The sequence below is a fragment of the Glutamicibacter halophytocola genome, assembly GCF_001302565.1.
Lineage (GTDB): Bacteria > Actinomycetota > Actinomycetes > Actinomycetales > Micrococcaceae > Glutamicibacter > Glutamicibacter halophytocola.
On record NZ_CP012750.1, the window covers coordinates 3,650,531 to 3,676,331 of the forward strand.

The window sequence follows — 25,801 nt, forward strand, 5'->3', positions numbered from 1 at the left end:
TGCCGCGGTGGCCTTCATCGCGGTGCTCATCGCCATGGTGGCTTCTCCAGCGCTCTCCAGCGCGGAGCCTTCCGGCACCAGCGCCTCGCTGACCACCGAACAGGTCATCCCGCTCGTTGTCCTGGTGCTGATGTTCATCATCGCCACCAAATGGCCGGTCAACATCGGCGTGATGGGCCTGGTGGCATCCTTCGGCATCGGCTACTTCATGCTGGGCATGGATGACAAGGAAATCCTCGCGGACTTCCCGGCCAGCATCGTGCTGACCATCATCGGCGTCACCTACTTCTTCTCCATGGCACAGCACAACGGCACCATCGATATCATCGTGCGCAACTGCGTCCGCGCAGTTCGCGGCAAAACCATGCTGCTTCCCTGGGTTTTCTTCCTGGTCGCCGCGGCATTGACCTCGCTGGGCACCTTCTCCCCTGCCGCCGTCGCCTTGCTGGCACCGGCCGCCATCGGATTTGCCTACGAATCGCGCATTCATCCATTGCTGATGGGCGCCTTCATCATCAACGGTTCCCATGCTGGAGGATTCTCCCCGCTGTCCGTCTCGGGCGTCCTGGTTCATGACATCGCCATGGAAAATGGCTTCCCGGTTTCGGCCAACGCCTTGTTTGCCGCCAGTTTCGCCATCAACCTGATCCTGTCGATCCTGACCGTGATCGTCTTCGCCGTGATGGGCAAGCTGCGCACCAGCGCCGGCGAGGGCTACACGGAAGTCGAGGAGATCCGCTCCACCCGTCCGCAAGGACAGCAGATCTACACGCTGGTGCTGATTGGCGTCATGCTCTTCTGCGCCCTGGTGTTGCGCCTGCCCATCGGCTTTGTCGCCTTGAGCGCCGGCTTGCTGCTGGCCCTGTTGAACATCAAGGACCAGCAGAAGTTTGTTGCCGGCATTTCCTGGTCCACCGTCTTGCTGGTGGCCGGAATGATCACCTATGTCTCGCTGCTGACCCACATCGGCGTGATCGACACCCTGGCCCACATGGCCCTGGCCCTGGGCGCTCCGATCTTGATCGCCTTGGTGCTGTGCTACGTGATCGGCATCGGATCCGCTTTCGCCTCATCCACCGCCCTGCTCGCCGCATTCATCCCGCTGGCCGGGCCGCTGCTGGCCGTCAGCTCGCTGAGCGTCTCCGGCACCGTGGCAGCAATTGCCATCTCCGCAACCGTGGTTGATGTTTCCCCCTTCTCCACCGCTGGCGCACTGGTGGTGGCTAACGTGAGGGAAAGCGATCGGACCCGAACCTACAAGCAGCTGATGATGTACGCAGGTGCCGTGGTTCTGATTGCACCGGCACTGTCCTGGTTGCTGCTGGTGCCAACCGGCATCATGTAATTGCCCCGGCTACGCCAATGGGAGGGAACCGTGATGGTTCCCTCCCATTGGCTTGCGCACTCAGCGGCGCTTGCCGGTAACCAGCCCCCACACGATCAACACGATCAGGGAACCTCCGATGGCCAGCAGCCACGTCGACAATGACCAGAACTGGCTAATGCCGACACCGAAAATAGCCGAACCGATCCAGCCGCCAAGCAGCGCACCGGCGACGCCCAGCAAGAGCGTTGCCAGCCAGCCCCCGCCCTGCGTTCCTGGCTTGATCGCCTTGGCGATCGCACCGGCAATGAGGCCAAGGATGACCCAACCAATAATTCCCATATATTTCTACTCCCCCAAGTGTTGTGGCACGATCAGCGTGCCGCTGGTGATGATTTCTTGATGCCCGTGCCGACTCAGATGAGCACGGCCTTCTGGGAATCCTGCTTTTCCGGCTTCTGGAAGCTGAATGAAACGTGCTTGCTGGCGAAGGGCGCTCCCAGCACCATTTCGAGATCCGGTATCACCCGGTCATTGACCAGCTCGATACCGCGATTCGCCGGAGCATCGGCGCGCAAGGTGAACCGCGCATAGAGCACAGGTTCGGTTGCGCTGCCACCGATCTGGACATTCGCATCCACGATTTCTGGTTGCGTCTGCGCGGCGGTCTCCGCGGCCTTGGCTATGACCGAAGTTTCGATCTCGCTCACCCCCTCGGTGCGTGATTCATATCTGAATTTGTGTGCCGCTGGGCGGCGCGGAATGGCGGTGATCAACACCGCTAGCGACAGCACCATGCCCGCAATCCCTATCGCCAATCCCAATGGCACCAGGTACTGCTGATCGATCGGCAGGCTGTTGCCAATCTCGGCTTGGCCGAAATCATTTCCTGCAGGCAGCCCCCACCAGACGGAGGCCAGGCCCCATCCTCCGCCAGCCAGCAGCGCCAGGCCGAGGATCACGAGAATGATTCGCTGCCGCACCACATGCGTTGTGAACATTTCAGTTCCCTCCTCGCCGTTGCACCGAGACCTTGACTTTGGGAGCGCGTTGCAATGGCAAGCCGTCGATCACTGCCTGCACCCGCGCCTGCGCGTTGTCCTGCACGCGCTGGACCGAGTGGGCCGGAGTCTGCACTCTCACGTGCACCAGGGCCGGGCTGGTTTTCACCCTCGCCCTGGTGACCGAATCGGTTCGTTCAACCTCATGCCCCACCAAGGTCGATATTCCCCGGCATGAGATTGCCTGTTCCGATCGAGCTGAAGGATCGTCGCTGGTGAGCAGGATGCTCTGCCGGCGCCCCGGAATCAGCGCACTGAGCATCAGCACCAGGCCGAGCACCACAAGGACCGCCATGGCGATCACTGCCAGGTTGTCGTTGAAGCGCAGGCCGCGCAGCGCATCAATGCCCTGCTCGGCAGTGCCGGGCCAACGCCCGTCGGCCAAACGCAGTATGCAGCACAGCGCCAGGATCATGCTTGCGGCCAGCAGGATGGCAAAGCTGATCGCCAGCGTCAAGGTGCGGGCACTGCGAACGTGCCAGAACCTGTTCATCGCAGCCTCCTGTTTCTGGTTCCTTCATCCGGTGCCGACATCCAGCTCACCCGGATATCGGTTTGCACCTGTTCAACGCCAAGGTATGCGCGCAGATCCGCAGCGACCATGTTTCGCACGTCTTCGCAGGCTTGCTGGACATCGCTCGGATAGCTCAGGCCGAGATCCAGGTCGATGACAACCATGTTCCCGAGCACCTCGGCTTTGGCCCTGGGCCGGCTGTCAAAATCCCGGTACTTGCCCAGCCCCAGGATCCCTCCCGCGGCCGAGCCGACCACCGGCACCTTATAGGCCGCCTGGGCAGCAATTTTTGAATAGACGCCCGTGTTCACCGTGGTGCTTCCACGGTGCGAGGACAGCTCTACCATCTGCTTCACCGCCGACGTTTGCTGAACACTTGGCCGAGATCAACCCTGTCCTGCAATAGCCAGCCCACTCCCGCGCCGATGATGGTGAAGAATGCCACCACCACAAACTGGGTGAATGAACCGAAGGCGATCAGCAGCCCGGCCAGGCAGCCGATGGCCAGCCCCCACTTGACGTGTAACATGTTCTGCTCCTTAGCTGCGGACAGTTATTTCAGGCCGTCACGGGTTTCAGTGTCATCGTCATCGTCCTCTGGCAGGTGCACGTCGGTGACTTCCACGTTCACCTCGATGACTTCCAGTCCGGTGGCGCGCTCGACCTGGGCGATGATGTTCGAGCGGATCTCGCTGGAGACCTCGACGATGGAGAATCCGTAGGAAACGACAATCGAGACGTCGATGGCGGTCTGCTGCTCGCCCTTTTCAACGCTCACGCCGCCAGCGGCGTTGGCCTGGGCACCGGGGATGCGCTCGGCCAGCGAGTTGAAGGTCCGGCGGGCGGCGTTGCCCATTGCGTAGACGCCGGATACCTCGCGGGTGGCGATGCTGGCGATCTTCTGGACCACGCGGTCTTCGATGGTTGTCTTGCCCAGATCGGTGTGCAGCGGGCCGCGCAGCTTCTCGCTGGCTTGCGCTTCATTGGCTGACGCCGCCTTGGCCTGGCGCTCCAGCTCTTCGCCGGTTGGCTTGATGATCGGCCCTTGGGAATCTCGTTGCACCATGATGGTCTCCTCAGTCATTGAAGGGATAATTTTTGCCTTACACTCGTACAGACGAGAGCTGTACAGAAATCCTCACACATTTTGAATGTGATCTAGGTCACTCAAGGAGGGTGCTTGGAACCGACCCGGCTGGCTGTGCTTGTTGGCCGCTCAATGGAAGGCGACCCCGAAGCATTTGGCGAGCTCGTCACCGTGATGACCCCTGGCCTGCGTCAATACTGCAAGACTTTTTTCAGTAGCTGGCACGATGCCGAAGACGCCACCCAGGACGCCTGGATCCGCGCGTGGCAGTCACTGGGCTCGCTGCGCGAACGTGCCGCATTCAAGACATGGCTCTACCGGATGACGCGAAATATTTGCCTCGATCGCATCCGCCAACGTGCCAATGACCAGCAAACCGTGGATGATGAAGTGCTAGAGCAAACCCCGGTGCCCGACCGGGAACTGCCCGAGAACGTGGCCGTGCAACGTGGTGAAGTGGCCGATGCCTGGCAGATCATCAATGGGTTGCCCTCGGCGCTTCGCCAGACGTTCGTGCTGGTCGCGCTCCAAGGCATGAGCTACAAGGAAGCGGCCCTGGTCACGAACGTTTCAGAATCAACAGTGCGAGGGCGACTCGCACGAGCACGCAATGCAATCAGCGAGGCGGTGTCATGACAACCCTCCCCTGCGGACGTACCTCCGAAGACGTCCTGCTGAATCTGGACGAACCCGCCGACCTGCACGAATTGCAGTGCCGCTGGTGCCATGCCGAACGCCAGCGGCTCAAGGACCAGAACGGGTTCATCACCCGCTTGCTGCAGACCTCGACCCCCGAGCACGAGCCGGAAGCCTTCTCGAAGGGGATCCTCGGGAAAATTGCCAGCCTTGGGCCTCGCCAGCGCATCTGGGATGTGCAGGATCCCGCCACTGGCCTGCCCCGGCGCCTGTCATCCCTCGAGCTGATCAAGGCCATCCGCAAGGCGTTCGCCGACTCGACAACCACGCAGTTGAACTACACCGAAATCAAAGCCACCGACGCGAGGATCCCGCATCTTCGCTGGAAAATCCAGTGCCATGTGAGCATGGCCGATGACAGCACCGTGAACGCCATCGAGCAGCAGGTCCTTGGCTTCGTTTGCGATGCCATCAGGCCGCTGATCAGCTGGGAGGAAGTAGTCGTCGACCTGGTCATCGAGGACCTTCACGGCCAGGCCGTCGAATCTGTCACGCTGCGAGAGAAGAACTAGCAGCGCATCTTTTCACGCAGCATGACGCTGGCCGGGCCGCTTCCTGAATGCATTGCCAGCGCGAAGCCCCTGCTCAGCTGGGGCATAGGATGCTTGCGTAACGTAGTAGCTACCTCATTGAAGGTGCGAGTGATGATCGTAGAAATCCCCGCCGGCATAGCCGGCGGGGATTTCTCTTTGGCAGCGGCTTTCCGGTTGAACCTAGCTCTCCAGCCAGCTCACTTCACCGGTTTCCAGGTCGTAAACGGCCGGCACCACACGGGTGCGCTGCTCTTCGACCGCTTTGCGAATGATTGCCGAGCGCTCCACCAGCTGCTTGGCGACGGCGAGCGCATTGGCCTCCACCACCTGGGTCACCGCCTCGCTGCCGGATCCTGAAACTTTCCGGCTCCGGGCCACGGGCGCGATTTGGTCCGCAAAATCCTCCATTTCTCCGGGCAGCTGCGGGTCCCGGGGGTTGGCTTCCATGGCCTTGAGCGTGCCGGTCACCGCACCGCACGCACTGTGGCCGAGGATGACCAGCAGCGGGACCGAGTAGGGGGAGGAAACAGCAAATTCCATGCTGCCCACCAAGGTGTCATCCAAGACCGCTCCCGCGGTCCTGGTGACAAAGAGGTCTCCGATGCCCTGGTCAAAGAGCATCTCCGGTGCCACTCTCGAATCCACGCAGCCATGGACTAGCGCAAAGGGACTTTGGTGCCCGGCTTGCTCGCCACGTCGTTGCGAATCCTGGTTCGGATGCTGCACCTGGCCGGAGGTGAAGCGCTGGTTTCCTTCGGCCAGCGCCTTGAGCACGCCATCGGGCGTCTTCGGTGTTGCCGCATGGCCGACGGTGGTGGCTTGCGGGGACTTTTCGCTTGCGCAGGCGCTCAGTCCAGCGAGAGCCAGCAGTCCGGTCGCACCCGCAAGGAGTTTTCGACGGCTGGTTATGGTCGCGTTGACGACACTGTCAATGGGTTGTGGCATAGTGCTTTCCGCTCGTAATTCGTGGGCACCTGAATGTCATTAACTCAGATTTCGCAGTAAATATCATCATGAAGTGTAATCTTCTGCATTTGATTCATAAACAAATTTCCGAATATTTCGCCCCGCGCCCCGAGCCGCCGGCTTTATGACGAAACACGGAAAGTGATTGACATCACCCTGCTTGTCGGATTGGATGGACACTGTCAATCGATTGATTGGGAGCACGAGGCGGTGTCCTTTGGAACTCGGTACAGTCCAGCAAGCAGCGGTGTCCTGCTTTGCCCAACGCGGGTTTGCCGCCACCGGCATCCGTGAATTGGGTACCGCAGTCGGATTGAATTCGGCCACGCTCTACCACTATGTCGGAGGCAAGGAAGAGCTGCTCGTTGGCATCATCAAGAATTGCCTCAATTCGATGATCGACGGCGCCACCCACGCCTCGGCCGCCGGCGCCGACCCCGCCCGGAAGCTGGCCTTGCTGGTGGCCTTCCATGTCGGATTCACCGCCACCAATCCCAAGACCTCTCGCGTGGCGGAACACGAGATGCGAGCGCTGTCCACCGAAAACGCGGCCCAAATGCAGGCACTGCGCGATAGCTATGAACAGCTCTTCGCCCGGGTTCTCCAGGACGGCACCGCCCAGGGGGCTTTCAGCACCGGGGATCTGGGCATCGCCAGGCTGGCCATGATGGAAATGGGCACCGGGGTTTCCCACTGGTTCCGCCGCGACGGCCGGCTGTCCTTGCCCGAGGTGCAACTGAACTTCGTGGCGCTGGCCATGCGGATGCTCGCCGTCTCCAACGAGTCCCCGCTTTCCCGCACCGAGCTCCCCATCCCCCTGGTGATCGCCAGCGAACCCGAACCGAAGGACTGAAAAGTGAAGACGCTTTCTTCCCGCACGGATCCCGCAGAATTCGAGAGCAATGCCCGGGCCAACGCGCCCCTGCTGGCCGAACTGCACCGGCGCCTGGAGCGCGCAGCCCTTGGCGGATTGGAAAAATCCCGGCGCAGGCATGTCGAACGCGGCAAGCTGCTGCCCCGCGAACGCGTGGACCAGCTGCTTGATCAGGGATCCCCGTTCCTGGAGATTGCCCCGCTGGCTGCCGAGGACATGTACGGCGGGGCCAGCCCCGGCGCCGGAATGATCGCCGGCATCGGGCTGGTGCACGGCCGGCACGTGCTGGTCATTGCCAACGACGCCACCGTCAAGGGCGGCACCTACTTCCCGATGACGGTCAAGAAGCACCTGCGCGCCCAGGAAATCGCGCTGGAGAACCACCTGCCCTGCATCTACCTGGTCGATTCGGGCGGGGCCTTCTTGCCGATGCAGGATGAGGTCTTCCCCGACCGCGAGCACTTCGGGCGCATTTTCTACAACCAGGCGCAGCTCTCCGCGAAGAAAATCCCGCAGCTGGCTGCGGTGCTCGGCTCCTGCACCGCCGGCGGCGCCTATGTCCCGGCGATGAGCGACGAGAGCGTGATCGTGCGCAACCAGGGCACCATATTCCTCGGCGGCCCGCCGCTGGTGAAGGCAGCCATCGGCGAGATCGTCACCGCCGAGGAGCTGGGCGGCGGGGACCTGCACGCCAAGACCTCAGGGGTGGTGGACCACCTGGCCGAAAATGACGGTCACGCGCTGATGATCATCCGCGATATCGTCTCCACCTTGCCGGCCAACCCGGCCCCGGCGTGGAACATCGAGAGCCAGGTGGCCGAGCCGCTCTACCCGGGCAGCGAGCTGGCCGGTGTGGTCCCGGTGGATGTCAACGCCCCCTACGACGTGCATGAGGTCATCGCCCGGCTGGTGGACGGCAGCAAATTCCACGAATTCAAGGCCGAATACGGCACCACCCTGGTCACCGGCTTTGCGCAGATCCACGGCCACCAGGTGGGGATCATCGCCAACAACGGGGTGCTCTTCTCCGAGTCCGCCATGAAGGGCGCGCACTTCATCGAGCTGTGCGACCAGCGCGGCATCCCGCTGGTCTTCCTGCAGAACCTGGCCGGCTTCATGGTGGGCCGCGACTACGAGGCCGGCGGCATCGCCAAGCACGGCGCCAAGATGGTCACCGCGGTGGCCACCGCCCGGGTCCCCAAGCTGACCGTGATCATCGGCGGCTCCTTCGGCGCCGGCAACTACTCCATGTGCGGGCGCGCCTATTCCCCGCGCTTCTTGTGGATGTGGCCCAACGCGCGCATCTCGGTGATGGGCGGCAACCAGGCGTCCTCGGTGCTGGCCACCGTGAAGCGCGACGGGCTGGAAGCTTCCGGCGGCAGCTTCAGCGCCGAAGAAGAGGAAGCGTTCAAGGCCCCGATCCGCGAGCAGTACGAAACCCAGGGCAACCCGTACTATTCCACCGCGCGCTTGTGGGATGACGGGGTCATCGATCCGGCGGACACCCGAAGGGTGCTGGGCCTTGCCCTGGATGTCTGCGCCCGCACCGCAGTGCCGGAAACCAGCTTCGGCCTGTTCCGGATGTAGCCGAGGAGATCATGATGAACACAAACCTTTTTGATACGGTCCTGGTCGCCAATCGCGGTGAAATCGCGGTGCGCATTATCCGCACCCTGCGCGCCCTGGGCATTCGCTCGGTGGCCGTCTATTCCGACGCCGATGCCGGTGCGCTGCATGTTGCCCACGCCGATACCGCCATCCGCCTTGGCGGAGCACCAGCCAATGAGAGCTACCTGGATATCAACGCGGTCATCAATGCGTGCAAGGCCAGCGGCGCCCAGGCGGTCCACCCGGGCTACGGCTTCCTGTCCGAAAACGTGGACTTCGCCCGCGCCCTGGAGGCTTCGGGGATTGCCTTCATCGGCCCTCCGGTGAACTCCATCAACCTCATGGGCGACAAGATCCGCTCCAAGAACCATGTGCTCTCCCACCAGGTTCCGGTGGTTCCCGGCATCGCGGAACCCGCGTTGAGCGATGAGCAGCTCATCCAGGCCGCCTCCGGGGTCGGCTTCCCGCTGCTGATCAAGCCATCGGCCGGTGGCGGCGGCAAGGGCATGTTCGCCGTCGAATCCGCAGCCCAGCTTCCCGAGGCGCTGGCCAGTGCCCGGCGCACCGCACGCAATGCCTTTGGCGACGACACCTTGTTCCTTGAACGGCTGGTGCGCAATCCACGGCACATCGAAGTGCAGATCCTGGCTGACGCCCACGGCAATACGGTGCACCTCGGCGAGCGCGAGTGCTCGCTGCAGCGCCGCCACCAAAAGGTCATCGAGGAAGCCCCCGCCCCGCTGTTCGAGAACCTGGAGCATGGGGCGCAGATCCGCGAACGCATCGGAGCTGCCGCGATCGCGGCGGCGCAATCGGTGGGATATGTGGGGGCTGGCACCGTGGAGTTCCTGGCCAGCGACCAGAACCCCGACGAGTTCTTCTTCATGGAAATGAATACCCGCCTGCAGGTGGAGCACCCGGTCACCGAAGAAGTGGTGCGGGTCAATGGGCAGAAGCTTGATCTGGTGGATTGGCAGGTGCGCATCGCCGCCGGGCAGCCGCTGGACTTCACCCAGGACCAGGTCGGCCTCGTTGGACACGCCATCGAGGCGCGCCTGTATGCCGAAGACCCTGCCGCCGGCTTCCTGCCCTCGACGGGCACGGTGCTGCAGGTGCGCGAGCCGGCCGGCGTGCGCGTGGACAGCTCGCTGCGCGACGGGCTGGAAATCAGCGCCCACTACGATCCGATGCTCGCCAAGGTGATCGCCTGGGGCACGCATCGCGCCGAAGCTGTGGCCCGCCTGGACCGCGCGCTGGCCGAGACCGTCGTGCTGGGCGTGCTGACCAACTGCGAATACCTGCGCTTGCTCCTGGCCGACGAGGATGTCATTGCCGGCGCACTGGATACGAACCTGATCGAACGCAAGATGGAGCAGTTCAGCTTCCGCGAATCCGGCCCGCTCGAGCTGGCGCTGGCCGCGCATCTGGACTACCTGAGACGGCCTGCCAGCACCAGCCCCTGGGGCCTGCGCGATGGCTGGCGGGCTCAACACCACCACCCGATCACCCGGCACTTCGACACCGGGCACACCCAGGCCGCAACCTCCCTGCTCGTCACGCCCGAGGGCAACAAGGTCAGCGTCGGCGGCCGGGAGCACGTCATCCGGGAGCTCGGCTCGGGCCTTGAGATCAACGGGGTGCGCTGCGGAATCCAGCACGCCTGGGACGCCGACGGCACACTGTGGCTGAGCGATCGCGGCTGGAGTGCGTCGCTGCGCGCGCTGCCTCGCGAAGAGGTGCTGGAGCGCCAGCTGGAGGGCCTCGCCAAGGAATCTGGCAGCTATCGCCCCGAGGTGCTCTCACCGATGCCCGGCACCGTCATCTCGGTCCAGGCCGCCGACGGCCAGCAGGTAGCCGCCGGCCAGCTGCTGGCCATCGTGGAAGCGATGAAGATGGAGCATCAGCTGCTGGCCCCGGCCGATGGAATCGTGCGCCTGCCGGCGTTGAAGGCCGGTGACCTCGTCAAGGCCAAGCAGGTCATCGCCACCGTGGAACCACTGCACACCGAGGACAAGGAGCGTTTGGCATGAGCGGGCAAAGGATCGAACAGCGCGGGCTGTATTTCGACGAGCTGGTCCTGGGCGCCACCTACGCCCACAAGCCGGGGCGCACCTTGAGCGAAGCGGATAACATCGCCTTCACCACGATGACCATGAACAACCAGGGGCTGCACCTGGATGCCGCCTGGGCCGCCACCCAGCCCTTTGGCAGGCCCCTGGTGAATTCGCTGCTGACGCTGAGCACCATGATCGGCCAGTCGGTGGCGCAGTTGACCGAGGGCACCATCATCGGCCAGCTGGGAATCAATGAGGTGCGCTTCCCGCATCCGATGTTCCACGGCGACACCCTGTACACCGAAACCGAGATCACCGAGCTGCGCCCCTCGAAATCCCGGCCCGGCCAGGGCCTGGCCTCGATGACCCACACCGGGCGCAACCAGCACGGCGAGGTCGTCGCTACCGCCACGCGCACCTGCCTGATGTGGACCAAACAGGCCCATGAAGATTCCAAGAAGGCGGCGGACGATGAGTGAATTCCTGATGGGCCCGGCCATCCTGTTCTGCCCCGCCGACCGGCCCGAACGCTATGCCAAGGCGGCCAGCCGCGCCGATGCGGTGATCATCGACCTCGAAGATGCCGTTGCCCAGGAGAACAAGGGGGCCGCCCGGCTTGCCCTGCGCGAAAGCTGCCTGGATCCTGCCCGCACCATCGTGCGCGTGAACCCCGTGGATACCGGGCACTTCGCAAAAGACCTCGAAGCGCTGCAGCACACCAGCTACACCACCGTGATGCTGCCCAAGGCCCAGTCCGGTGCACAACCAGCCCGGCTCGCGGACTATGATGTCGTGGCACTGTGCGAAACGGCCGCTGGCATTGCCCATGCGGCGCAGATTGCGGCGGCGGAGAATGTGGTGGCCTTGATGTGGGGTGCCGAGGATCTGGTCGCCTCGCTGGGCGGGACCTCCTCGCGCCATGACGATGGCAGCTACCGCCAGGTGGCCAGCTTCGCCCGTTCCCAGGTGCTGATCCACGCGGCCGCGCAGGGCAAGGCGGCCATCGACTCGGTGTATCTGGATATCCCGGATAGCGAAGGACTGTTCCTGGAATCCCAGGATGCCAAGGCCTCGGGATTCGCTGCCAAAGCATCGATCCACCCGAACCAGATGCAGATCATCCGCCAGGCCTATGCGCCAACCGCCGCCGAAGTGCAATTGGCCAAGCGAATCCTTGCCGAGGCAGAACTGCACCCGGGGGTCTTTTCCCTGGACGGGAAAATGGTGGATGAGCCCCTGCTCATCCAAGCCCGTGCAACCTTGGATCGCGCAGGCAACTTGGCCTAGGGCATTGCGGCGTGACAGCAGGCCGGCAACGCTGAAGAATTCCGGAATCCCACCTGGTACGCGGCACGGCGTCCTCGGCTAAACTGACCGTGCGCGCCTCGTGAACGAAAGCTCGAGCAAGATCGTGGTGGCCGCCCACGGTTCAGAGGCCGGGTCCAACCAACCGGTCCCCCTGGCCAATTGCATCATTGTCGTTTCCCCACCCTTGAAAGCGAGCACGTATTGGCCCTGCCATCGCTGGAAGTACGCCTATTTCGCACTGCCGACGCAGAGTTTTTTGCCACCTTGGCTTCGGATGAACGCGTAGTTCGCTTTATCGGTTTTGGGCAGCCCTGGAATCAGCAGGACATCGACTCGTGCGTCGAGGCCGCCTTGCAGAACCAGGATCTCAATCAAGTCGGCACATCGCGTTGGTTTGTGGCCACTATGGCCAAGCAACCGGTCGGCCTGATCTTTTCCACTCGGCAGGAAAGCAGTATCGAAATTGGGTACTGGGTATCACCGGCGCACTGGGGACACGGCATTGGCGGGGAAATGCTCAATCGCGCCATGGCCATGGTTCCTGGACTCTTCGGCGCCACAACCCTGAGTGCCGGCGTCGCCCCGGGCAATACGGTGTCCGCAACCCTACTGGCCAACCGCGGATTTGTTCTGAAAGACGGCACTGATGAACTGGACCAGTACCTATTGGACTTGCGCTCGCAGTGAGCAGCAACCCCGTGGGTTGCCCCTCCAGGCTGGTTCGCTTTCTATACTGCTAGCATGACCTACCCTCCTGCCTCCGCTTTCGGACTCGGCGCGTGGCCTCGCGAGCCAGGCACAGCCTTGGCGCAAGCATCCGCCTTGCCCAGCGGTGCCACTTCATCTTTTGTGATTCTGAGTGAGACTCACGCCATAGACGTTTCCACGGAGTGGGAACCTCATTTACACGATGCCCATGAGCTGCTGTGGGCACGCGAGGGAACACTGACCGCCCAGATCGAGGGACAGATTTTTACCGTTTCCGAAGGGTATGGCCTTTGGATTCCGGCCAGGAAGCTCCACGGCGGGCGGCTGACAGCGCGCATCAAGCTCTTTAGCGCCTTCTTCGCACCCGAACGATCTTCCGCTTCGTTCAGGAACCCAACGGTCATCACGATGGAGCCTTTGCTGGAGTCCCTATTGGTGCATTTGTCCCAGAAGAATCTGGATGAAGCGGCGAGAGCCAGGGCAGAATCGGTCGTTTTTGACGTGCTCAAACCCTCAGAGAATGAATTTGCACTGCGCCTGCCCGATGATCCACGAATCAGCGCCATGGCCGACCAGTTGCTCGCAGACCCCGCAGATCAGCGTTCCCTTGATCAGTGGGCTGTAGACAGCGGGATTAGCGCCCGCACCATTACACGCGCCTTCCGGGAATCCACGGGGCTGTCTTTCGCTCAGTGGCGCCAAGCGGTGAAAATCCATCGCGCCTTGGAATTGCTGGCTAGCGGCGAGAGTGTTCAGGACGTCTCGGATCTTTTGGGCTACGCTCAGCCGAGCACTTTTATCGATGCTTTTCGGCGCATTATGGGATGCACGCCTGGCGCATTCACTAGTGGCAACGCGGATATTTGACCGAAAAACCTGACTGAATGTCGAGAATCATCGATTGCCGACATTGTTAAGTTAACTTAGACTTACCTAAGTGAAAATCCATACTCGCCACGGACGTATTTTGTCCTTTGACCACGCATGCCAGCTGTCATGAGCGCGACCACAGGCAGCATGCACGCAGAGAATGTTGTGCTGCGCTACGGCAAGCAGACTGTTGTCGAGAACGCGTCAATCAGGTTATCCCCGGGTGAAATCACCGCGCTCATCGGCCCCAATGGCAGCGGCAAGTCCACCTTGCTACGCTCCATGGCAAGATTGCACGAGCACTCCGCGGGGACAATCACGCTTACCGGCCCCCAAGGCCAGCCCCGCGAAATCAGTACCCTGAGCGGTCGTGACTTCGCCCAGGAAGTCACACTCTTTGCCCAGTCCCATGCCACGCCGGAGGGATTATCCGTGGCAGATATTGTTGCTTTTGGCCGGCATCCGCACCGGCGGGGTTTCGCTGGGCTGTCAATTGCAGACCGCGCCGCTATCGCCGAAGCCATGGACCTCACCGGCACCACCAGCATGTCTCGCAAAGCCGCGGGTGAGCTCTCCGGTGGTGAACTACAACGCGTCTGGCTAGCCGTGTGCCTCGCCCAGCAAGCCAACATGGTGCTCCTGGACGAGCCAATCAACCATCTGGACTTGAGATATCAAGTCGAGACCCTGGACCTGGTCCATGATCTCGCCCGGGATAGCGCGCTGGCCATTGGCATCGTCCTACATGACCTCAACCAGGCGGCGGCCCTCGCCGACATCCTGGTACTGATGAAACACGGCCGTGTTTATGCCACTGGAACTCCTCGCGAAGTTCTCACCGCGGAAAACCTCACGGAGGTCTATGAGATCGCCGTCCAGGTGCATAACGATGCAGCTAGCGGAATGCTTCGTGTTGAACCGGTCAGCCGCCATCGTCGCGGCTGATCCTCGCTTCCACCTTTCACCCCACTAAACACCAAGGAAAACTCATGCCTACACTCGCCCGTAGCGCCGCCACCAGCCTGGCGGGACTCGCCCTGCTCCTCTCCGCAACCGCCTGTGGCGTCACCGATACCTCAAGCCCGGCGGCCGCTCCAAGCACCACGGTCGCTTCGGCCAGCTGCGCCGAGGACAAAACAAAGACCAGCACGGATCCGGTGTCAATGACCGATGATCTAGGGCGAACCCTGGAACTTGAAAAACCAGCCGAACGTGTGGTTGTCCTTGAATGGCAGGAAATCGAAGATGCACTGACTTTATGCGTGAACCCTGTGGGTGTCGCTTCCCCGGAAGGCTACAACACCTATGTCACTGCTGAAAAACTGCCCGAAGGCGTTGAATCGGTCGGTGAGCGTGGCGAGCCAGACCTGGATTCCATCTACGCGCTCAACCCGGATTTGATCATTGTGGACGCATTCAGCGAGGACGACCCCGTGCTCTCCCAGCTCGACAAGGGAGATATCCCCGTCCTGGCGCTGAAGGGCAACGATTCTTCAGATCCCATTGGCAACATGAAGAACGTCTTCTCCCAGGTCGCGAAGGCCACCGGCCGCACCGAACGCGCCGAGGCCGTATTGGAAGAATTCGATGCCCATCTAGCCCAGAAGAAGCAGGAAGTAGCAGATGTGCAACCTCAAACAACTGACTTCCTGTTCTTTGACGGTTGGGTTGAAGGATCGAATCTCACTATCCGGCCATATACCGATGGGGCGCTGTTCACTGAACTGGGCAAAGAGCTGGGACTGACTCCGGCTTGGAACGACGATGTTAATAAGTCCTTCGGTTCAGGTGGCGTCAACAAGGAGTACGGACTGGCTCAGACCGACGTAGAAGGCCTGGCCGGTGTCGGCGAAGCCAATCTTTTCTACTCCGCTGATGCCGGTACCGGCTGGAGCACCGAACTTGAATCCAGCAAGATCTGGAAGAACCTGACCGCAGTCAAGGAAGGGCGAACCTTCCAGTTCCCGAACATCTGGGGTGCCGGTGGACCAAAGTCCACGAGCCAAGCTGTAGATGCTTTTGCCAACGCACTCACTTCCGCCTCGGAAGCCAAGTAGTCCGCCGCTGCAATGAACACCGCTGAAAAAACCGCAGAGCCACCAGTTCACCCCGGGAACCCCGCTGCCCCGGCTCGCGAGATGCAACCATTGGCTGTTCCGGCCAACGGCACTCACCTCGCGGCCGGAGCAGGAGTGCTGGCAACTTTGCTTGCAGCAGTGCTCATGGTCGGTGCGTGGCATCTGACTCAGGGCACTTCCGGGATAGGACTCTCTGAATTATTGCGGGCCTTGATCGGAGACGGCACCAGCGTAGGAGGAGTCCAGGCCTCTGAGATTTTCACTGGTTCCCGCCTGCCACGTCTTTGCGCAGGGGCCGCAGTAGGACTTGCCCTGGGCGTTGCCGGTTCATTGCTGCAATCAGTCACCCGTAATCCCTTGGCCTCGCCGGATACCCTAGCGGTCACTTCCGGCGCCTATTTCGCGCTGTGCATTGTGGCAGCCCTCGGACTTAGCCTGTCCACCCTGGTATCCAGTGCAGTGGCTTTTGCCGGTGGCCTATTAGCTGCCGGAACTGTACTGGCACTTGCTGGCCGGAGCACTGGGGGCGCCACCACGCGGCTAATCCTGGCTGGTTCAGCGATTGCGATGGCGCTAGAAGCTGGCAGCGGCATGATCCTGTTGCTCTTCAAGGAAAACACCACAGGATTGTACGCCTGGGGTTCGGGCTCGCTAGCTCAGTTGAATCTGGACGCGTTTTTGCGCAGCCTGCCGGTGATGCTGGTGGCCTTGGCCATGTGCCTCCTGCTCTCACGCAGGCTAGACGTCCTCTCCCTCGGGGATGACAATGCGATGGTTCTAGGAGTTCCAGTTCGCTCCACTCGCATCTTGACTCTGCTATGCGCGGTGCTCCTCACCGGTGTTTCAGTTTCACTTGCCGGGCCCATTGCATTTGTGGGGCTCGGCGCTCCGGTCCTGGCCCGTTTGCTTTCACGCAGGCTCGTGGTGCTGCGCCGCCAGCTCTTTCTGCTCCCGGCCACCGGCTTGATCGGCGCCCTGCTGATTCTGCTGGCCGATGTGGTGCTCCGGACACTGCTCGGCGCGCAGGGGGCGGCATCCATTCCAACCGGTGTTCCCACTGCGGTGTTGGGCGGAGTGCTGATCGTCATTCTCGCTCTCAGGCTTCCTGAAGCGTCCCATGCCCGCAACCGACTGCAGGTGGCCAGCGCATTGCGCAGCCGCTGGCGCTTCGCATTCGCCCTTGCACTGGGTCTCGCCCTGCTCATCGTAGTGGCGGTGCTTGGACTGCTATCGGGAAGCATCATGCTGCGTCTGGGAGATTTGGCACTCTGGCTCCAAGATGCCGCCCCGGCACTGATCGAAAGGGCCTTCTCCGAACGGGCGCCACGAACCACGGCGGCGTTGTGCGCTGGAGCCGCCCTGGGACTAGCGGGATGCCTGGTGCAGGGTACGGTACGCAATCCACTGGCAGAACCCGGGATTCTGGGCATCACCGCAGGAGCGGGCCTGGGCGCAGCCATTGTCGTCACCGTTTTTGGCGGTTCCCGATCCTTGTTGGTGATTTTTGCGGTGGTTGCTGGCTTGGCGACCTTCGCCCTCGTCGCGTCACTAGCGTGGCGGCGAGGTTTCTCCCCTGAAAGGTTTGTGCTGATCGGCATCGGCACGGGGTATGCGCTCTCGGCGCTCACCACCTATTTGCTGTTGAGCATCAATTCATGGGAAACGCCGAGGATCTACACTTGGCTCTCCGGTTCGAGCTACGGCAGGGAATTCGCCGATGTCATCCCGGTGGCCATAATGCTCCTGCTTGCGCTTCCGATAGTCCTGCTCATGAGCCGAACCCTCGATCTGCTCGCCGTTGACGAGGATCTGCCCACGACGCTGGGGGTCGCCACTGCGCGGACCCGGCTCGTCGCCCTGGCCCTTGCAGCTGTGCTGGCTGCACTCAGCGTCGTGGCCATCGGCGTTGTCGGTTTCGTCGGACTGGTTGCTCCGCACCTGGCCCGTTCATTGGTCGGCTCACGGCACCACCGGCTGATTCCGGTATCGATCCTCTTCGGAGCATTCCTTGTCGCCCTGGCCGACGCACTGGGACGTACCATCATTGCTCCGGCCCAAATTCCAGCGGGCCTGGTCGTGTCCCTCCTTGGAACCCCCTATTTCATCTGGTTGCTCTACCGCTCGCGCGGTTAAGTTTCGCCCGAAAATCGGCTCCACGTTCAGCATCGCCTAGGAAAGAATCCATGTCCCAGCACACCGCGCCCGATGTCATTGTCCAAGACTTCGCCACCTCGTGCCATGAAGACCGTCTGAAGCATCTAGGCCCTCTGGATGATGCCTGGAAACGTGGCCTTTCTGCGTCTTCCGCGCGGGTATTAACCGTTCAAGCAGCCGACGGTACCGTCAATGGCGGTGCGTTGCTTACTGCCCGTTCGGCCGGTGCCTATGTGAAAATTTCCAGCGTGCTTGCGCGTACGGCAGCGCACCGGGAACAGGTTATACGGGGAGTCCTCGATTATGCTCGGCAGCAAGGCCTGACCTGCATCAAATGGGAGATGTGGACAGAATATCCCGAACTATTTGCCTTGGCTGAGGACCTCGGATTCCAGCGTCTGCCCGCCCCCCGGCGCACCGGGCAGACTGCCTGCCCCGCACCGCTGGCCGGTTACGTCCATTGGCTCAATCCAGTCCAATACATCCAGAGCCCGCATTACCAGCAAAGCGAGAACTTCACGTGCGCAGCGGTCGCGGCGCTCGTTGCGCACCAAGAAACTTCCAAGATCGACTCCCTTGAAAAGCTGCGTATTGCGGAGCTGGCGCTGTGGCGCCAGGCGACCAACTTCATGGCCTGCGAGCCGATTGAATTGGGCTTGGCCTTGACCCAGCGCTGGCCACAGAGCTTGGTCTCAGTGTGGCTGGATACCGACCAGCCGGTCATGGTGGACTATTATTCTCAGACGGAACGTGATTGGCGCGGAATCCTCCAGCGGCAATCACGGCTACGCGCCGAAACCGCGGGGCTAGCCATGCACGCCAAACGCCTGGAAATGTCTCAGATCAGTGATGCGGTAGCCAACGGCGCCCAGGTGCTGCTGCTGGTATCGCTGGAAAAGATGCTTGGATTCGACGTTCCGCATTGGATACTCTGCCACGGGATAGCAGTCACTGCACAAAGCCCTGTACTGATTGTGGAAGATTCGTGGGTGAATCATGGCAGCTCCGAAAGCTGGGTCGATGCGACTTCTCTGCCCATCACGCTGCAGGAATTGGATGCCATGTCTGTGCTTGAAGATGGCAGATATCGGGCCGCTCTTGTCCTGGCCCAGTGCGCAGACAGAAACCGGGATCCGGAGTCCGGAGTGGGAATACGATCATCCACGGCTTAGGCTGCAACGGCATCGCCTCGGTATTCCAAAGGTGCCATGCAAAAGGCCTTGCTGATTTGCCTGGCGCACCGGCAGCGATGAACACGGCAGTCTGCTCCCTTCCGCATTTGCTGGTGCCCTAGAAAGGCGCCGCGGTGCGCACCAGCTGCACGCCGAGGTCGATTGCTCCTCGCATCGCCACTTCGGCGCCCAAGGTGGACGTGGTCAGCTGGACACAGGTCAGGGCCGGCTCCTGGGCGAGCTCGCGCTGGGCGATGGCAACCACCGGCTGAAGGATTTCTGCCATCGCGCCGGAGAGCACCACGCGCTCCAACCCGGCAAAACCGGAAATGACGGCGCTGATCCGAGCCAGCCGGGCCCCCAGGGATTCCAGGATTTCCTGGGCCAGCTGGTCGTCTTGCGCAGCGGCATGGAATACGTCTTCCGCGCGCAAGGTATCCGAGTCCAGCAGGGCCAAGCTGCTGCTGGCACCTTTGGACAAGGCCGCCTTGGCTTGTTCGCGAGCCAGGTAGCCCAATCCGTGGGCATCCCCAACGCCGGCAACATGCGCAAGGAATCGCATTTCCCCTGCCAGCCCTTTGGCCCCGCGCAGCAGGTGGTTGTCGACCACCACACCGGCACCGATGCGCTCGCCAACCATCAATGAGGCAAAGGAACCATCGGTGCCGTCTGCCAGTTCGGCGATGGCGGCCAGATTCGCGTCGTTTTCAATCCTCAATAGGTGCGTGTATTTGCCGAGCGCGGCTTTCCACTCCGGGTTCATGCTGGCCCAGAAGCCATTGTCATCATCCGGAGAGGCACCGTTCGAGTCAACCGGCGCGGGAACACCGATCACCACGGCCGCGAGCTTGTGCACCTTGAATTCGGCCAGCACGCCGGCCAGCAGCTTTTCGGTAATTTCGACTCGATGGCGCCCCGAGGCCAGCGGGTCGAGAATTGCGGCGGTACGGGTTTGCTCAGTTCCCCGCAGATCGCTGAGCGTCAGGCTGATGCGGTGCTGGCCTGCGTCGATCCCTGCAATGAAGCGATGTGTCCGGTTCAGTTCATAGCGCAGCGCCGGTCGCCCCTTGGAATATGCTCCGGCAGCCCTGGTGTCCTTCGCCTCGGTGAGCCAGCCGGATTCAACCAGCTCTTTTGCCTGGTTGAGAACTGTTGCACGGGTCAAACCGGTCAGTGAAATGAGTTCACTGGCGGTCACGGCCTCGCGGTCCCATGCGGCGTCCAGAACGCGCTGGGTGTTTAGGCGGCGCAACGCGCTGGCGCTTTCTGCGGACTGGGTTCCCGGCGCATCAAAATTTTTCACTGAACTCACGTTCAAAGTATAGACGGCACTTTATTTAGATGCTAAATTTACTTCGAAAATAAAGTGCTCCACCTCACTTCACCACTGGAGATGCCGATGAACTTTGGATCAAGTGCCTTGTCTCGACCCCTGAAACGGCGGTCGTTCATTGCATCGATGATGGCGGCCGGAACACTGGCAATGACCGGTTGCAGCAGCAGCGAGACCCTAGTGACCCTTCGCTTCAACCAGTCCAAGCCGGAAGTGGTTCCCTACTTCAGGGATCTGCTGGCGCAGTTCAACGCGTCCCAGAAAACGGTGAACGCAACCCACGAAGTCACCGCCGGGCTCTCGGCAGCGTTTGCCCGCAACGATCCGCCGGATTTAGGCTGCCTCAACTACAACTTTGAAATGGCGCGGTTCCAGGAACGCGGGGCGCTTTCGGATCTCTCTGATCTGCCGCAGCAGAAGATGAATGCACCATTCATCAAGCAATTGCTGGATCTCTACCCGGACTACCCTGGGCGGACATCGGTGTTGCCCTATTCGATGATGGGCGCCGCAGTGCTCTACAACAAGGACATTTTCGAGAAGCACGATCTTGCCATCCCGACTCGATATTCCGAGCTGCTGGAGCTTTGCGGGGAACTGGAGGACCTGGGCATCACGCCCATCTACTCCACCTTCAAGGACGCGTGGACGGTGTCACAGGGATTAGCTGACTACACCTTGGGCGGGGCCATCGACATCAACCAGCATTTTGCCGAGCTGCGCGAAATCGGTTCCGACTTCACGCCCGGCTCCGCCGCATCATTTTCAAAAGCCTTCGCCGAACCGCTGCTCACGATGCAAGAACTGGCCAAGTTCTCCAATCCGGATGCCGCCAATCGCGGCTACGGCGATGGCAACCTTGCCTTCGCAAATGGCCAGGCCGCCATGTACCTGCAAGGCCCATGGGCACTGCCCGAAATCGCCAAGACCAATCCCGATGCCAATATCGGCACCTTCCCCTTGCCAATGACCGAAGACCCCGACGACCTGAAAATCAGGGTCAACCTCGACTTGGCGCTATGGATCCCCGAACAATCCGACCACCAGGCCGAAGCGCGTGAACTTCTGGCCTTCCTTTGCCAACCCGAAATCCAAGATGCCTACAACGAATCAGCCCTCGGTTTTGGAGTTCGCTCCGACTCGCCGCCGACTAAAGACCCGCGCCTGAAGCAGATGCAGCCGTATATCGATGCCGGGCGCCTCTACCAGGGCGTCTCGACCGCGATTCCGCGCACCATCCCCTTCGAAAACTACATGCAGGGACTGGTCGCCGGCGGCAGCGTGGAACAAACCCTAGCGACCCTCGACGCGGACTGGGCCCGGCTGGCCCAACGCAGCTAGCCAGCCCAGGAGGAAACAATGACACTCACCGCCCCAGCCAAGTCCAGCAGCGGCAAAAAGCACGCTGCCCCTGCCCAACCCGTGAAACGGCAACGAATCGATGCTACCTATTTCGGGTTCCTTGTCCCTGCCCTGATCTGTTTTACGATCGCCATTTCCGTTCCCGCGATCATGGGCATTTTCTTCAGCTTCACCGACTCGGTGGGGTTCGGGGACTACAACATCATCGGCCTGGCCAATTACGCCGCGCTGTTTACCGATCCCGCCATTATCGGCGCCTACAGCTTCACCATCGGTTTCGCTTTGGTGACCGTGGTGCTGACCAATGCGCTGGCATTCCTCCTGGCGGTCGGGCTTACAGCGCAGATCCGAGCACGCGTCGCTTTGCGAACCATCTTTGTGATGCCCATGGTTATTTCAGGAATTGTCATCGCCTATGTTTTCAACTTCTTGTTCTCCAACACCTTGCCCACCGTGGGCGAGCATCTGGGCATAGAGGTCCTCAAGTCGTCGTTGCTCTCGAACCCGGATCTCGCCTGGCTGTCGATCGTCATTGTCACCGCCTGGCAGGCCATCCCCTCGGCCATGCTGATCTACATTGCAGGCCTCATGGCGATCCCCTACGACTTGTACGAAGCCTCATCCCTGGACGGCGCCAGCGCTCTCGGACAGCTCATGCATGTCACGCTTCCGCTGATGGTTGGCTATATCGGGATCAACATCATTATCGGTTTCAAGAATTTCCTGGGTGCCTACGACATTATTGTCGGCCTGACCAATGGCGGCCCGGGAGTGAAAACCCGGTCCATTGCCATGACCATTTTCACCGGATTCGAGCGCGGTGACTACGCCTACCAGATGGCCAATGCCACGGTCTTCTTCATCATTTCGCTGATTATCGCGCTCTTGCAGTTGCGCCTGACCAACAAGGGACAAGCAAAATGAGCCTCAGTTTGCAACAACGACTCAACAAGCGCTCCCGCTCGCGTGTCGGACGGGAACGCACCAATTGGTGGGCTACTGGAATATTGGGGATCTGCGCGCTGGCGGTTCTGGCACCCCTCTTCGTCACCGTCTCGATGGCTTTCAAATCAGCCAAGCAGGCCGTGGACGGCAAGGCCTTCTCGCTGCCAAAGCCCTTCTCGATTGAAGGATTCACGGCGGCATGGGACCTGGTCAACTTTCCGCGCGCCTTCACCATCTCGCTGGTGATTACCCTCGTAGCAGTCCTTGGCGCGGTACTCGTCGCTTCCATGGCTTCCTATGCGATCCACCGCAACTGGAGCAAGCGCTTCTACCGCTTCAGCTTCTACTACCTCCTGGGAGCGATGTTCCTCCCGTTCCCGGTCTTGGCGCTATCCCAGGTCAAGCTCACCGGGCTCTTCGGGCTGGATAATCCGGCAGGTGTTGCCATCCTGCACGTCATGTTCGGGCTGTCATTCAATGTCCTGCTCTTCACGTCCTTCCTGCGGGGCCTGCCCGGAGAACTGGAGGAAAGCGCGCGGATCGACGGAGCCAGCAACTGGACGACCTATTGGCGGATCATCTTCCCGCTCTTGGCTCCAATGAGTGCCACGGTGGCAATCTTCGCTTTCCTCTCGTCGTGGAACGACTTCATGATGCCATCGCTGATCATCGCCGAACAGGCGGACCAGACCCTGCCCGTGGTGCAGCAGCTGTTCCAAACCCAGTTCTCGAATAACTACCACGTGTCCTTTGCCTCCTACCTGATGGCCATGGCCCCCAGCGTAGTTGCCTACCTGTTCACCCAGCGCTGGGTGATGTCAGGACTGACCCAAGGCGCCGTTAAATCCTGAAACCGCACTATCCGATTCAGCCGGCCACTTCTAGGCTGGAAACACCACCGAAAGGAAGCACCGTGACCCTGCAAGACACCACCCACAGCACCGGCCTATCCAAGGACGCCACCTGGTGGCGCCAAGCTGCCGTGTACCAGATCTACCCTCGCAGCTTCGCCGATTCCAATGCCGATGGCCTCGGCGACCTGGCGGGCATCAGCTCGCGGGTCAGCTACCTGAAGGATCTGGGCATCGATGCAGTCTGGCTGTCCCCTTTCTACCCTTCCGCGCTGGCAGACGGCGGATACGACGTGGATGACTACCGCAATGTGGACCCGCGGCTGGGCACCTTGGAAGACTTCGACCAGATGACGGATCGGCTTCATGAAGCGGGCATCAAGGTCATCGTGGATATCGTTCCCAACCACTCATCGAATCTCCACGAATGGTTCCAGGCCGCTCTGGCCGCTCCCAAGGGCTCGGCTGAGCGCGACCGCTATATCTTCCGCGACGGATCGGGAGCCAATGGCGAATTGCCTCCGGCCGACTGGGAATCCCTCTTCGGGGGACCTGCCTGGGAACCAGTCGGCGATGGCCAGTGGTACCTGCACCTCTTTGCCAAGGAACAGCCGGATTTCAACTGGTCCAACAACGAGGTGCGCGAAGACTTCCTCAAGACCCTGCGCTTCTGGTCCGACCGTGGCGTCGACGGCTTCCGCGTTGATGTGGCCCACGCCCTGACCAAAGACATCCCGCTGGCCAATTTGCCGACCAAGGCGGAGCTCGACGCCCACCCATGGGATGGCACCCACCCCATCTGGGACCGCGATGAAGTCCATGATGTCTATGTGCAATGGCGCCAGGTCTTTGACGAGTACGACCCTCCCCGCATTGCGGTGGCCGAGGCCTGGACCGAATCCGATCGCCGTCCTGCCTACGCGCGGTCCACCGGACTGGGCCAAGCCTTCAATTTTGACCTGCTGCAGGCAGACTTCGACGCGGCGGCCTTCAAGAAGATCATTTCCTTCAATCTCGAGCAGGCGGGCATCGCCGGCTCCTCGACCACCTGGGTCTACTCCAATCATGACGTCGTGCGCCATGCCACCCGCTATGGCCTGCCGCTGGCCGGGGATCCGGACTACGCCAAGAAATGGCTGCTGCATGGTGCCGATCAATCGGAGCTGGACGTCGAACTGGGCCTTCGTCGCGCGCGTGCCGCAACGCTGCTGGAACTGGCTTTGCCAGGTTGCGCCTACTTGTACCAGGGCGAAGAGCTGGGCCTGCCTGAGGTCAGCGAAATCTCCGACGAGCAGCGCCAGGACCCCGCCTTCTTCAAGAACAAGGGCGTTGAAGTGGGACGCGACGGATGCCGCGTGCCGATCCCGTGGGAAACCGGCGGAGTTTCTTTCGGCTTCGGCGACGCCGCGCCGCACCTGCCACAGCCGCAGGCTTTCGGCCCGTTGAGTGTCGCGGCCCAGGACGGAAAGGAAGGAAGCACGCTGGAGCTCTACCGGGAGGCACTGCGCCTGCGCCGGGAACTGCAAAGCGAAGAGTCCCTCCAATGGCTCGACTCGAATGAGGGAGTGCTCGCTTTCAGCCGCCCGAGCGGCTGGATCAGCATCACCAACTTCAGCGCAGAGCCGCAAGCGCTCCCCGAGGGCGCATTGCTGCTTTCCAGCGCGCCGCTGGATGCCGATGGCCTTTTGCCTTCGGCGACGACCGCATGGCTGCGCCGCAGCTAGGCAATAGCTGGTGAAAACACTTTGGCACCGCAGATGCATATCTGCGGTGCCAAAGTGTTCAGCTCAAGAGCCCCTAGACGAGGACGACGTCCTTGGATGGAACGTGCAGCTTCTTGTTGCCGTAATGCACGGCGAAGAACCAGGCAGCGCCGGTGACCACGTGGATCACGCTCAGGGTCAGGCCGGTAGCCACATCGGCTGCATTCATGATCGGGGAAATCACCGAAAGAACGGCAACAACCAGCCCGATCCACTGCGCGACCTTGACGAAGCCCTTGCTGGCTCGTCCGATCAGGAAGACCACAAAGCCCAGCACCACCAAGGGAAGCCAGGTGAACTGCAGGATGTGGTCAAAGCCGACAATCTTCTCAGGGTTGGAGCCAACCTTCATCGAGGCGCCCGAAGCGATGCCGATGAAAAAGATGATGACGTTGAGGTAGCCGGCGCCCAGTGCGGCGATGACGACCTGAATGAAGTTGAACGGGCTATTTGGTTGTCCCTGAGCAGTCATAGTGTTCCTCAAAATTGTTGAAAGTCCTCATCAATTCTAATTTCGAACACCTGTGACGCGCCCCTCAT

The 25,801-nt window shown here is 61.4% G+C and carries 27 protein-coding genes; 18 read left to right on the plus strand and 9 right to left on the minus strand.

Going from position 1 to position 25,801, the window contains the following annotated elements; translation table 11 throughout:
• Window positions 1–88 precede the first annotated feature (88 nt).
• Window positions 89–1,345: an SLC13 family permease gene (locus tag AOZ07_RS16800; RefSeq protein WP_373682634.1), complete on the plus strand. Its 1,257-nt coding sequence runs from the start codon at window positions 89–91 to the stop codon at window positions 1,343–1,345.
• A 60-nt stretch (window positions 1,346–1,405) separates the two neighbouring features.
• Here AOZ07_RS16800 and AOZ07_RS16805 read toward each other — a convergent pair whose 3' ends face one another.
• The 6 genes from AOZ07_RS16805 to AOZ07_RS16825 form a co-directional block, all read right to left on the minus strand.
• Window positions 1,406–1,666, minus strand: coding sequence for a GlsB/YeaQ/YmgE family stress response membrane protein (locus tag AOZ07_RS16805; protein ID WP_060703033.1), 261 nt, complete (start codon window positions 1,664–1,666; stop codon window positions 1,406–1,408).
• A 74-nt stretch (window positions 1,667–1,740) separates the two neighbouring features.
• A complete protein-coding gene (locus AOZ07_RS16810; RefSeq protein ID WP_060703034.1) occupies window positions 1,741–2,325 on the minus strand; it encodes a hypothetical protein in 585 nt (194 codons plus the stop codon).
• 1 nt (window position 2,326) lies between these two features.
• A complete protein-coding gene (locus tag AOZ07_RS16815) occupies window positions 2,327–2,878 on the minus strand; it encodes a DUF6286 domain-containing protein (RefSeq protein WP_060703035.1) in 552 nt (183 codons plus the stop codon).
• Window positions 2,875–3,255, minus strand: coding sequence for an Asp23/Gls24 family envelope stress response protein (locus AOZ07_RS16820; RefSeq protein WP_060703036.1), 381 nt, complete (start codon window positions 3,253–3,255; stop codon window positions 2,875–2,877). The genes AOZ07_RS16815 and AOZ07_RS16820 overlap by 4 nt, the downstream gene beginning before the upstream one ends.
• A complete protein-coding gene (locus AOZ07_RS18560) occupies window positions 3,252–3,428 on the minus strand; it encodes a hypothetical protein (RefSeq protein WP_098945523.1) in 177 nt (58 codons plus the stop codon). Before AOZ07_RS18560 ends, AOZ07_RS16820 begins: the two co-directional genes overlap by 4 nt.
• Before the next feature lie 24 nt (window positions 3,429–3,452).
• Complete coding sequence (locus AOZ07_RS16825; RefSeq protein ID WP_236995216.1) at window positions 3,453–3,983, minus strand: Asp23/Gls24 family envelope stress response protein; 531 nt, start codon at window positions 3,981–3,983, stop codon at window positions 3,453–3,455.
• 96 nt (window positions 3,984–4,079) lie between these two features.
• Between AOZ07_RS16825 and AOZ07_RS16830 the strand changes: the two genes are divergently transcribed.
• Window positions 4,080–4,622 (plus strand): RNA polymerase sigma factor, encoded by a 543-nt coding sequence (locus tag AOZ07_RS16830; protein WP_060703037.1) that lies wholly within the window; start codon window positions 4,080–4,082, stop codon window positions 4,620–4,622.
• On the plus strand, window positions 4,619–5,194 hold the full coding sequence (locus AOZ07_RS16835; protein ID WP_060703038.1) for a hypothetical protein: 576 nt from the start codon (window positions 4,619–4,621) through the stop codon (window positions 5,192–5,194). The genes AOZ07_RS16830 and AOZ07_RS16835 overlap by 4 nt, the downstream gene beginning before the upstream one ends.
• Before the next feature lie 201 nt (window positions 5,195–5,395).
• On the opposite strand, the gene AOZ07_RS16840 is transcribed toward AOZ07_RS16835, so the two are convergent.
• Entirely contained in the window at window positions 5,396–6,160 is a 765-nt protein-coding gene (locus tag AOZ07_RS16840) for a carbonic anhydrase (protein WP_060703039.1), read from the minus strand.
• Window positions 6,161–6,398: 238 nt separating this feature from the next.
• Between AOZ07_RS16840 and AOZ07_RS16845 the strand changes: the two genes are divergently transcribed.
• The 11 genes from AOZ07_RS16845 to AOZ07_RS16895 all read left to right on the plus strand — a co-directional run bounded on the left by AOZ07_RS16845 (window position 6,399) and on the right by AOZ07_RS16895 (window position 19,007).
• The gene (locus tag AOZ07_RS16845; protein WP_060703040.1) at window positions 6,399–7,034 is read left to right on the plus strand and encodes a TetR/AcrR family transcriptional regulator; all 636 of its coding nucleotides are present in this window, start codon (window positions 6,399–6,401) and stop codon (window positions 7,032–7,034) included.
• A gap of 3 nt (window positions 7,035–7,037) precedes the next feature.
• A complete protein-coding gene (locus tag AOZ07_RS16850; RefSeq protein ID WP_060703041.1) occupies window positions 7,038–8,642 on the plus strand; it encodes a carboxyl transferase domain-containing protein in 1,605 nt (534 codons plus the stop codon).
• Window positions 8,643–8,653: 11 nt separating this feature from the next.
• Window positions 8,654–10,693 carry an acetyl/propionyl/methylcrotonyl-CoA carboxylase subunit alpha gene (locus tag AOZ07_RS16855; RefSeq protein WP_060703042.1) on the plus strand — a complete coding sequence of 680 codons (2,040 nt, stop codon included), beginning with the start codon at window positions 8,654–8,656 and terminating at the stop codon, window positions 10,691–10,693.
• Entirely contained in the window at window positions 10,690–11,196 is a 507-nt protein-coding gene (locus AOZ07_RS16860; RefSeq protein ID WP_060703043.1) for a MaoC family dehydratase, read from the plus strand. Before AOZ07_RS16855 ends, AOZ07_RS16860 begins: the two co-directional genes overlap by 4 nt.
• Window positions 11,189–12,004, plus strand: coding sequence for an HpcH/HpaI aldolase/citrate lyase family protein (locus tag AOZ07_RS16865; protein ID WP_060703044.1), 816 nt, complete (start codon window positions 11,189–11,191; stop codon window positions 12,002–12,004). The genes AOZ07_RS16860 and AOZ07_RS16865 overlap by 8 nt, the downstream gene beginning before the upstream one ends.
• Before the next feature lie 222 nt (window positions 12,005–12,226).
• On the plus strand, window positions 12,227–12,712 hold the full coding sequence (locus AOZ07_RS16870) for a GNAT family N-acetyltransferase (RefSeq protein WP_060703045.1): 486 nt from the start codon (window positions 12,227–12,229) through the stop codon (window positions 12,710–12,712).
• A 54-nt stretch (window positions 12,713–12,766) separates the two neighbouring features.
• Window positions 12,767–13,600: a helix-turn-helix domain-containing protein gene (locus AOZ07_RS16875; protein WP_060703046.1), complete on the plus strand. Its 834-nt coding sequence runs from the start codon at window positions 12,767–12,769 to the stop codon at window positions 13,598–13,600.
• Window positions 13,601–13,729: 129 nt separating this feature from the next.
• Window positions 13,730–14,548: an ABC transporter ATP-binding protein gene (locus AOZ07_RS16880; RefSeq protein ID WP_207758463.1), complete on the plus strand. Its 819-nt coding sequence runs from the start codon at window positions 13,730–13,732 to the stop codon at window positions 14,546–14,548.
• 44 nt (window positions 14,549–14,592) lie between these two features.
• Window positions 14,593–15,660, plus strand: coding sequence for an iron-siderophore ABC transporter substrate-binding protein (locus AOZ07_RS16885; RefSeq protein ID WP_060703048.1), 1,068 nt, complete (start codon window positions 14,593–14,595; stop codon window positions 15,658–15,660).
• Between the two features lie 12 nt (window positions 15,661–15,672).
• Window positions 15,673–17,814 carry an iron ABC transporter permease gene (locus AOZ07_RS16890; protein WP_075972528.1) on the plus strand — a complete coding sequence of 714 codons (2,142 nt, stop codon included), beginning with the start codon at window positions 15,673–15,675 and terminating at the stop codon, window positions 17,812–17,814.
• Between the two features lie 50 nt (window positions 17,815–17,864).
• The gene (locus tag AOZ07_RS16895) at window positions 17,865–19,007 is read left to right on the plus strand and encodes a peptidase C39 family protein (protein ID WP_060703049.1); all 1,143 of its coding nucleotides are present in this window, start codon (window positions 17,865–17,867) and stop codon (window positions 19,005–19,007) included.
• Window positions 19,008–19,125: 118 nt separating this feature from the next.
• Here the strand turns inward: AOZ07_RS16895 and AOZ07_RS16900 are convergent, their stop codons facing one another.
• Window positions 19,126–20,319: an ROK family transcriptional regulator gene (locus tag AOZ07_RS16900; RefSeq protein WP_186467986.1), complete on the minus strand. Its 1,194-nt coding sequence runs from the start codon at window positions 20,317–20,319 to the stop codon at window positions 19,126–19,128.
• Between the two features lie 87 nt (window positions 20,320–20,406).
• Between AOZ07_RS16900 and AOZ07_RS16905 the strand changes: the two genes are divergently transcribed.
• The 4 genes from AOZ07_RS16905 (at window position 20,407) to AOZ07_RS16920 (ending at window position 25,222) form a co-directional block, all read left to right on the plus strand.
• Entirely contained in the window at window positions 20,407–21,681 is a 1,275-nt protein-coding gene (locus tag AOZ07_RS16905) for an ABC transporter substrate-binding protein (RefSeq protein WP_060703051.1), read from the plus strand.
• Between the two features lie 18 nt (window positions 21,682–21,699).
• Window positions 21,700–22,626, plus strand: coding sequence for a carbohydrate ABC transporter permease (locus AOZ07_RS16910; protein ID WP_060703052.1), 927 nt, complete (start codon window positions 21,700–21,702; stop codon window positions 22,624–22,626).
• Window positions 22,623–23,498, plus strand: a complete 876-nt coding sequence (locus tag AOZ07_RS16915) for a carbohydrate ABC transporter permease (RefSeq protein ID WP_060703053.1) — start codon at window positions 22,623–22,625, stop codon at window positions 23,496–23,498. The genes AOZ07_RS16910 and AOZ07_RS16915 overlap by 4 nt, the downstream gene beginning before the upstream one ends.
• A gap of 62 nt (window positions 23,499–23,560) precedes the next feature.
• Window positions 23,561–25,222, plus strand: coding sequence for a glycoside hydrolase family 13 protein (locus AOZ07_RS16920; RefSeq protein ID WP_098945524.1), 1,662 nt, complete (start codon window positions 23,561–23,563; stop codon window positions 25,220–25,222).
• A gap of 73 nt (window positions 25,223–25,295) precedes the next feature.
• Here AOZ07_RS16920 and AOZ07_RS16925 read toward each other — a convergent pair whose 3' ends face one another.
• Window positions 25,296–25,733: a DUF6069 family protein gene (locus AOZ07_RS16925; RefSeq protein ID WP_060703055.1), complete on the minus strand. Its 438-nt coding sequence runs from the start codon at window positions 25,731–25,733 to the stop codon at window positions 25,296–25,298.
• Window positions 25,734–25,801 lie beyond the last annotated feature (68 nt).

What these genes read in the sequence shown, in the direction of transcription:
- AOZ07_RS16910 (WP_060703052.1), top strand. Translation starts at nt 21,700, where the DNA reads ATGACACTCACCGCCCCAGCCAAGTCCAGCAGCGGCAAAAAGCACGCT.
- AOZ07_RS16925 (WP_060703055.1), bottom strand. Translation starts at nt 25,733, where the DNA reads ATGACTGCTCAGGGACAACCAAATAGCCCGTTCAACTTCATTCAGGTC.
- AOZ07_RS16885 (WP_060703048.1), top strand. Translation starts at nt 14,593, where the DNA reads ATGCCTACACTCGCCCGTAGCGCCGCCACCAGCCTGGCGGGACTCGCC.
- AOZ07_RS16895 (WP_060703049.1), top strand. Translation starts at nt 17,865, where the DNA reads ATGTCCCAGCACACCGCGCCCGATGTCATTGTCCAAGACTTCGCCACC.
- AOZ07_RS16840 (WP_060703039.1), bottom strand. Translation starts at nt 6,160, where the DNA reads ATGCCACAACCCATTGACAGTGTCGTCAACGCGACCATAACCAGCCGT.
- AOZ07_RS16835 (WP_060703038.1), top strand. Translation starts at nt 4,619, where the DNA reads ATGACAACCCTCCCCTGCGGACGTACCTCCGAAGACGTCCTGCTGAAT.
- AOZ07_RS16810 (WP_060703034.1), bottom strand. Translation starts at nt 2,325, where the DNA reads ATGTTCACAACGCATGTGGTGCGGCAGCGAATCATTCTCGTGATCCTC.
- AOZ07_RS16905 (WP_060703051.1), top strand. Translation starts at nt 20,407, where the DNA reads ATGAACTTTGGATCAAGTGCCTTGTCTCGACCCCTGAAACGGCGGTCG.
- AOZ07_RS16880 (WP_207758463.1), top strand. Translation starts at nt 13,730, where the DNA reads ATGAGCGCGACCACAGGCAGCATGCACGCAGAGAATGTTGTGCTGCGC.
- AOZ07_RS16825 (WP_236995216.1), bottom strand. Translation starts at nt 3,983, where the DNA reads ATGACTGAGGAGACCATCATGGTGCAACGAGATTCCCAAGGGCCGATC.
- AOZ07_RS16875 (WP_060703046.1), top strand. Translation starts at nt 12,767, where the DNA reads ATGACCTACCCTCCTGCCTCCGCTTTCGGACTCGGCGCGTGGCCTCGC.
- AOZ07_RS16855 (WP_060703042.1), top strand. Translation starts at nt 8,654, where the DNA reads ATGATGAACACAAACCTTTTTGATACGGTCCTGGTCGCCAATCGCGGT.
- AOZ07_RS16915 (WP_060703053.1), top strand. Translation starts at nt 22,623, where the DNA reads ATGAGCCTCAGTTTGCAACAACGACTCAACAAGCGCTCCCGCTCGCGT.
- AOZ07_RS16865 (WP_060703044.1), top strand. Translation starts at nt 11,189, where the DNA reads ATGAGTGAATTCCTGATGGGCCCGGCCATCCTGTTCTGCCCCGCCGAC.
- AOZ07_RS16815 (WP_060703035.1), bottom strand. Translation starts at nt 2,878, where the DNA reads ATGAACAGGTTCTGGCACGTTCGCAGTGCCCGCACCTTGACGCTGGCG.
- AOZ07_RS16805 (WP_060703033.1), bottom strand. Translation starts at nt 1,666, where the DNA reads ATGGGAATTATTGGTTGGGTCATCCTTGGCCTCATTGCCGGTGCGATC.
- AOZ07_RS16860 (WP_060703043.1), top strand. Translation starts at nt 10,690, where the DNA reads ATGAGCGGGCAAAGGATCGAACAGCGCGGGCTGTATTTCGACGAGCTG.
- AOZ07_RS18560 (WP_098945523.1), bottom strand. Translation starts at nt 3,428, where the DNA reads ATGTTACACGTCAAGTGGGGGCTGGCCATCGGCTGCCTGGCCGGGCTG.
- AOZ07_RS16890 (WP_075972528.1), top strand. Translation starts at nt 15,673, where the DNA reads ATGAACACCGCTGAAAAAACCGCAGAGCCACCAGTTCACCCCGGGAAC.